Annotated in this window: 6 protein-coding genes and 1 tRNA gene; 3 read left to right on the forward strand and 4 right to left on the reverse strand. The window is 70.5% G+C overall.

What is annotated here, in order from left to right; translation table 11 throughout:
* The 3 genes from MFF42_RS17195 to MFF42_RS17205 all read right to left on the reverse strand — a co-directional run.
* Positions 1–1358: NAD-dependent succinate-semialdehyde dehydrogenase (locus MFF42_RS17195; RefSeq protein WP_238256837.1), on the reverse strand; the 1358-nt coding region annotated here is incomplete at its 3' end.
* Between the two features lie 230 nt (positions 1359–1588).
* Positions 1589–1673 (reverse strand) — tRNA-Leu (locus MFF42_RS17200).
* A 126-nt stretch (positions 1674–1799) separates the two neighbouring features.
* Positions 1800–2105, reverse strand: coding sequence for a FliM/FliN family flagellar motor switch protein (locus MFF42_RS17205; RefSeq protein WP_238256838.1), 306 nt, complete (start codon positions 2103–2105; stop codon positions 1800–1802).
* A 57-nt stretch (positions 2106–2162) separates the two neighbouring features.
* Here MFF42_RS17205 and lipB point away from each other — a divergent pair, with 57 nt between their 5' ends.
* Positions 2163–2906, forward strand: coding sequence for a lipoyl(octanoyl) transferase LipB (gene lipB / locus MFF42_RS17210; RefSeq protein ID WP_238256839.1), 744 nt, complete (start codon positions 2163–2165; stop codon positions 2904–2906).
* Between the two features lie 115 nt (positions 2907–3021).
* Here lipB and MFF42_RS17215 read toward each other — a convergent pair whose 3' ends face one another.
* The gene (locus MFF42_RS17215; protein WP_238256840.1) at positions 3022–4182 is read right to left on the reverse strand and encodes a glycosyltransferase family 2 protein; all 1161 of its coding nucleotides are present in this window, start codon (positions 4180–4182) and stop codon (positions 3022–3024) included.
* Between the two features lie 187 nt (positions 4183–4369).
* Here MFF42_RS17215 and MFF42_RS17220 point away from each other — a divergent pair, with 187 nt between their 5' ends.
* Both MFF42_RS17220 and MFF42_RS17225 read left to right on the forward strand, forming a co-directional pair.
* Positions 4370–4864 carry a YciE/YciF ferroxidase family protein gene (locus tag MFF42_RS17220; protein ID WP_238256841.1) on the forward strand — a complete coding sequence of 165 codons (495 nt, stop codon included), beginning with the start codon at positions 4370–4372 and terminating at the stop codon, positions 4862–4864.
* 145 nt (positions 4865–5009) lie between these two features.
* The gene (locus MFF42_RS17225; protein ID WP_238256842.1) at positions 5010–6167 is read left to right on the forward strand and encodes a Gfo/Idh/MocA family protein; all 1158 of its coding nucleotides are present in this window, start codon (positions 5010–5012) and stop codon (positions 6165–6167) included.
* The last annotated feature ends 166 nt before the right edge of the window (positions 6168–6333 follow it).

Genomic DNA, 6333 nt, shown 5'->3' on the forward strand with positions numbered 1-6333 from the left:
CCGGAATCCTTGACGCCGCCGAAGGGCGTCTCGGGGAGCGCGATGCCGTGATGGTTGATCGAGATCATGCCGGCCTCGACGCCCGCCCCGACCCGGTTCGCGCGGGCGGCGGAGCGGGTATAGGCGTAGGCCGCGAGCCCGTAGGGCAGGCGGTTGGCCTCGGTCAGCGCCTCCTCGTCCTCCGCGAAGCGACGGATCGCGGCGATCGGCCCGAACGGCTCCTCGTTCATGATCCGGGCCTCGTACGGCACGTCGGCGAAGACGGTGGGCTCGAAGAAGTGGCCGCGATTGCCGATGCGGCTGCCGCCGGTGAGCAGCCGCGCACCCTTGGCCTCGGCGTCGGCCACGAACGCCTCCATCGCCTCGACCCGGCGGCCGTGGACGAGGGGGCCCATCTGCGTCTCGGGATCGAGGCCGTCGCCGACCTTGAGCGCCTTCGAGGCCGCGACGAAGCCGTCGACGAAGCGGTCGTAGACGCGGTCCTGCACGAGGAGGCGGGTCGGGGCGACGCAGACCTGACCGGCATTGCGGTACTTGTTGGCGGAGAGCACCCGCACGGCGGTGTCGATGTCGGCGTCGTCGAACACGATCGCCGGGGCGTGGCCGCCGAGCTCCATCGTCGCCCGCTTCATGTGCTGGCCCGCGAGCGCCGCGAGCTGCTTGCCGACCGCGGTCGAGCCGGTGAAGGTGATCTTGCGGATCACCGGATGCGGGATGAGATAGCCGGAGATTTCGGCCGGATCGCCGTAGACGAGGGCGAGCGCATCGTCCGGCACGCCCGCGTCGAGGAAGGCGCGCACCAGTTCCGCGCAGGAGGCCGGGGTGTCCTCCGGGCCCTTGAGGATGACGGGACAGCCGGTGCAGAGCGCCGCCGAGAGCTTTCGCACCGCCTGGTTGATCGGAAAATTCCACGGCGTGAAGGCCGCCACGGGGCCGACGGGCTCGCGGGTGACGATCTGCAGCACGCCCTCGGCGCGGGCGGGAATGACCCGGCCATAGGCGCGCCGCCCCTCTTCCGCGAACCACTCGATGATGTCGGCGGCGACCCCCGTCTCGATGCGCGACTCGGCGAGCGGCTTGCCCTGCTCGACGGTCATGGTGCGGGCGATCGTCTCCGCGCGCTCGCGCATCAGCGCCGCGGCCCGGCGCAGCACCTTGGACCGGTCGAAGGCGGAGACCTGGCGCCAGGCGGAAAAGCCGCGTTCGGCCGCTGCAAGCGCCTCGTCGAGATCGGCCCGCGTCGCCACCGCGACGCGCCCGACCGGCTCACCGGTGGCGGGGTTGAGGATGGACAGGGTCTCGCCGCCGCTTCCCGAGCGCCACCGGCCGGCAATGTGGAGCGAAACGTCGAGGTCCATGAGCCATCTCCGTGGAAGGGACGGCTCTCATATAGGCGCTGTGCGCCCATGCTGGCACGATCGGCACGCAGGCCAGCCGAGCATTGGCGGGAACCGTACGAGCGCGGCTTCGCGGCGCGGAGACCCGCTGCCCCGGCACCGCGTCATCATGTGTGAGATCGTTGTGTGACAGCGATCAATCATCGATCGCTAAAAAGGCACCAACTCTTTGCTTCAAAACAGAAAGAGTTTGGTGCGGCCAAGAGGACTCGAACCTCCACCCCTCGCGGGACTAGCACCTCAAGCTAGCGCGTCTACCAATTCCGCCATGGCCGCCCTTGCCGCCGGGCCGCTTCGTCAGCGGCCGGTGTCTTGTGTGGGCGGCGCAGCGGATAACAGATGCCCGGGGCGGGCACAAGCGCCGGATTCGCGTCTTCGCGTTTTGCCGCCTCGGAAACCGGATCAGAGCCCCATATCGCCGTCGTCGAGGATCGGCACGGCGCCCTCGCCGATCGTCACGCCGGGGGTGCGCACCACCTCGGCCTTGCGGATCAGCTCGGTCACCTCGACGGAGATGCGGTTGCCGGTCACCACGATCTGCCCGCGGGCGATCGGGTGGTCGTTGGCCAGGATCTCGACCATGTCGGTCTCGGTGGCTTCCAGCTCGATCACCGCGCCGCGGCCCATGCGCAACAGCATGTGCAGCGGCATGTGGCTGCGGCCCAGCACGACCTTGAGATCGACCTGCAATTCGTCCAGGACCGCCACGTGCGGATGCTCCCTTTCTCAACGTTCGGAAAACCTTCCGCATGCAAGGGTGAAGTCTTGGTAAACAATTCCTTCACGGCGGCCGCTTCCCGACTTTCGATCGCACCCGCGACATTCCTGCCGCGCGCGGGCGCCCCGCCGGTGGCCTGGCGCGTGACCGATGCCCTCGTCGGCTACGAGGCGGCGGAGGCCGAGATGGAGGCGCGCGCCGCCGCGATCGCCCGGGGCGAGGCCGACGAACTGGTCTGGCTCCTGGAGCATCCGCCGCTCTACACGGCGGGCACCTCGGCCAAGGCCGCCGACCTCGTCGAGCCGGAGCGCTTCCCCGTCCACCGCACGGGCCGGGGCGGGCAGTACACCTATCACGGGCCGGGCCAGCGCATCGCCTACGTGATGCTCGACCTCAACCGGCGCCGGCCGGATCTGCGGGCCTACGTGGCGAGCCTGGAGGCGTGGCTGATCGCGACGCTCGACGCCTTCACCGTGCGGGCCGAGCGCCGCGAGGACCGGGTCGGGGTCTGGGTGCGGCGGCCGGACAAGGGCCAAGTGAACGGTGTCTGCGTCGAGGACAAGATCGCGGCGATCGGCATCCGCGTGCGGCGCTGGGTGAGCCTGCACGGCATCAGCCTCAACGTCGAGCCGGACCTCTCCCACTTCTCCGGCATCGTGCCCTGCGGCGTGCGCGAGCACGGGGTCACGAGCCTGGCCGATCTCGGCCGCATCGTCAGCCTGCCCGAGGTGGACATGGCGCTGCGCGCCGCCTTCGAGCCGATCTTCGGCGCCACGCGCGACGAGGCCTGATCCGGGTTTCGAAAGGGCGAGCCCTTTCGCGGGTCCAGGGCGGAGCCCTGGTCATAGGCCGGGGCTCTGCCCCGGCACCCCGCCAAAGGGGTGACCCCTTTGGGATCCCGGGACCTTACGCGTCGGCGGTCGCCGTCGGCGTGACCGCGAGCGGCACCGACGGCGCGGTCCGGCGCAGGCGCAGCACGCCGCGCAGCAGCGGCAGGACGAGGCGGGCGAGCCGGATCTGGCCGGGAAGCTGCCGCGGCATCAGCGGGCGGTAGGCGAGGCGCGGGCTGGCGCGGTCCACCGCCGCGACGATCTCGCCGACCCGCGGCAGGGCGGCGATGCGGCGGGCTTCCGCCTCGGAGATGCCGAGCCGGCGCGCCCAGGCGAGGTCGCGGCCGAGCCGGCCCTCGTTGGAGAGGCGGCGCAAACGCGCCCGCCACGCGTAGCGGTGGAGCGCGCGGGGCACCGCCTCCATCCGGGCGTCGCACAGGGCGTCGGGCTCCTCGCAGCGGGAGCGGATCGTGTCGGCGACGCCGCCGGCCGCGCGGCCGGTGAGGCGGGCGGAGATCAGCACCCGCACCGCCCGGTCATGGCGCACGCGAAAGCCCCGCTGCAGCAGGGCGCCGACGAAGGCGCCGTCCTCGCCGAGCGGGATCTCCGGCATGCCGCCGACGGCGCGATAGGCGGGAAGCCGCACGGCGAGCGAGGCGCCGATGGTGGTGCGGTGGCAGGGCCAGGGATCGTGCGGATCGGGATCGATGCGCGCCTCCATCTCGGTGATGAGCGCGTCGTATGTGTCCTCCAGGCGGCCGCGGGCGGGGAGCGACGGCGGCAGCAGGGCCGCTTCCTCCGGGATCAGCTCGACCCGGCCGGCGACCGCGTCGGCGCCCGCCTCCAGGGCCGCGAGGTTGGCCGCGACCCAGTCCGGCGGCACGATGCTGTCGGCGTCGCTCGTCAGGAGCGTGGCCGCTTCGGCCGTCCCCACCTCCTGAAGCCACGCCTCCGCCGCGTCCATCGCCGCGCGGCGCGCCCAGCCCGCATGCGCGCCCGGATGGACGCGCTCGATCACCCGGACGGGGATCGACATCCGCGGCACGAAGTCGGCCACGATCCCGGCCGTGTCGTCGGTGCAGTTGTTGAGGAACAGCACGAGCCCGAGCCGCCCCGGCGCGAGGCCGGCCTGCCCGTCGATCGCCCCGAGGCAGCGGGCGATCCGCTCGGCCTCGTTGCGCACGGGGATGGCGATGACGGTGTCGAGGGTCGGCTGGATCGGGGAAACGGGTGGCACGGACGGGCTCCGGAAAGGCCGAAGAGGGGTGCCGGACGGACCGGTATCCGGCCCGCCCGACGCCTCGCGCGTCGCTTTACGCCACGCTTGATGAACCGCGGCTGATGGTCCCGCACGGCGGAACAGGGTCCGCCGCCCCCGGTTTCCCGGGCAACCCGCAACCCGTCAGATCCTCCAAGGAGCCCTCATGTCGGCACCCGGCAGCCTCAAGGACGTCTATCTCGACGAGATGAAGGACCTCTGGTCGGCCAACGACCAGATGGCCCGCGCCGTGCAGCAGCTCAGCGACCAGGCGAGCGACCCCAAGCTGAAGCAGATGCTTCAGGATTCCGTCGGCGGCATCACCAAGCACACCGGAACCCTCAAGTCCCTGATCGAGGAGAACGGCGGCCAGACCTCGCCCGAGCATTGCAAGGGCATGGAGGGCCTCGTCGCCGAGGCGCTCAAGCACGGCATCAAGGAGGCGCCCAGCGACGGCCGCCTGCGCGACGTGCAGATCATCGCCCAGTATCAGCGCATGTCGCATTACGGGCTGGCCGGCTTCGGTTCGGCCGCCGCCTACGCCAAGGCGCTGGGCAAGACCGATCAGGAGAACCGGCTCAAGAGCGCCGTCTCCGAGATCTACAAGAGCGACGAATTCGCGAGCCGCCTCGCCGAGAGCGTCGAGCGCGCCGCGGCCTGACCGCTCGTCCGGCGGGCCGGCCCCGCCCGGCCCGCCGTGACGTCCCCCACGCCTCCCCGGCCATCCCGACGATCGGCCCGCGCCGCGTGACCGGCGCGGGTCGATCGCCCGCGTCCGGCCACGCGCTGTTCAAGGAGTCCCCCGCATGAGCGTCCTGTCCGCCCTCGGCCTGACCTCGGGCAAGAAAGTCCGCTACGCCGTCGTGGCGCTCGGCGACATCTCGCAGGAGGCCATGCTTCCGGGCGTGGCGCATACCGGCAATTCCGAGGTCACGGCCTTCGTCACCGGCGATCCTGAGAAGGCGCGCCGGGTCGGCGAGCGCTACGGCGTCACCGAAACCTACGGCTACGAGCAGTTCGGCGACCTCCTCGCTTCCGGCACGATCGACGCGATCTACCTCGCGACCCCGAATTGGCGCCACGCCGAGTTCGCGATCCCCGCCCTCAAGGCCGGCATCCACGTGCTGGTCGAGAAGCCGCTGGAGATCTCGACCGAGAAATGCCGGGCGATCATGGCGGCGCAGGCCGCCTCTTCGGCCAAGCTGATGGTCGCCTACCGGCTGCATTTCGAGCCGGCGACGTTGGCCACGATCGACCTGATCCGCTCCGGTCGACTCGGCGAGATCCTGACCTTCACCTCGACCTTCACGCAGATGGTCTCGCCCGAGAACCACCGGGCGACGAGCGGCGTCGAGGGCGGCCCGATCTTCGACATGGGCCCCTACCCGATCAACGCCGTGCGCTACCTCTTCGGCGACGAGCCGACCGAGGTGGTCTCGGCCGTCGGCGTGCGCCACCCGGAAGCCGGACTCGGTGATTTCGACGACACCGTCGCCGTCACCCTGCGCTTTCCGAACAACCGCCTCGCGCAGTTCGTGCTGTCCTATTACGGCAACGTCCTCGACAGCTACGCCGTCGTCGGCACCGAGGGCAGCGTCGAGGTCAATCCGGCCTACATGTACGGCAAGCCGCTGGAGCGCACGGTGACGCTCGGCGAAAGCAAGAGCCACGAGAGCTTCAAGAACACCGACCATTTCGGCGGCGAGCTGAAGTACTTCTCCGATTGCATCCTGAACGGCACCGATCCCGAGCCCGACGCCGAGGAAGGCTACGCCGACCTGCGGGTGATCGAGGGCATCCTGAAGGCGCTGGAGACTCGCGGGCCGGTGGTGCTGGAGCCGTTCAAGCGCCGGCGGCGCATCGACACCGAGGCCCAGCGGCAGACGCTGTCGGCACAATCCGCGCCGGATCTCGTGAACACCTCCAACCCCGGCAAGGGCAAGGAGAAGGTGCCGAAGAACTGACGCGGTTTCCGGTTGATCGCTTCGGTCTCTCATTCGTCATTGCGAGGCGAAGCCGTGGCAATCCAGGGCGCGCCCTCTCCGGAAATGTCGCGACCTGGATCACTTCGGCTCCGCCTCGTGATGACGGAGGGGGGTCAAACCCGAACCAATCAGCCGGAAGCCGTAT

The sequence above is a fragment of the Methylorubrum podarium genome (assembly GCF_022179745.1).
Lineage (GTDB): Bacteria > Pseudomonadota > Alphaproteobacteria > Rhizobiales > Beijerinckiaceae > Methylobacterium > Methylobacterium podarium.

What these genes read in the sequence shown, in the direction of transcription:
- MFF42_RS17225 (WP_238256842.1), top strand. Translation starts at nt 5,010, where the DNA reads ATGAGCGTCCTGTCCGCCCTCGGCCTGACCTCGGGCAAGAAAGTCCGC.
- MFF42_RS17220 (WP_238256841.1), top strand. Translation starts at nt 4,370, where the DNA reads ATGTCGGCACCCGGCAGCCTCAAGGACGTCTATCTCGACGAGATGAAG.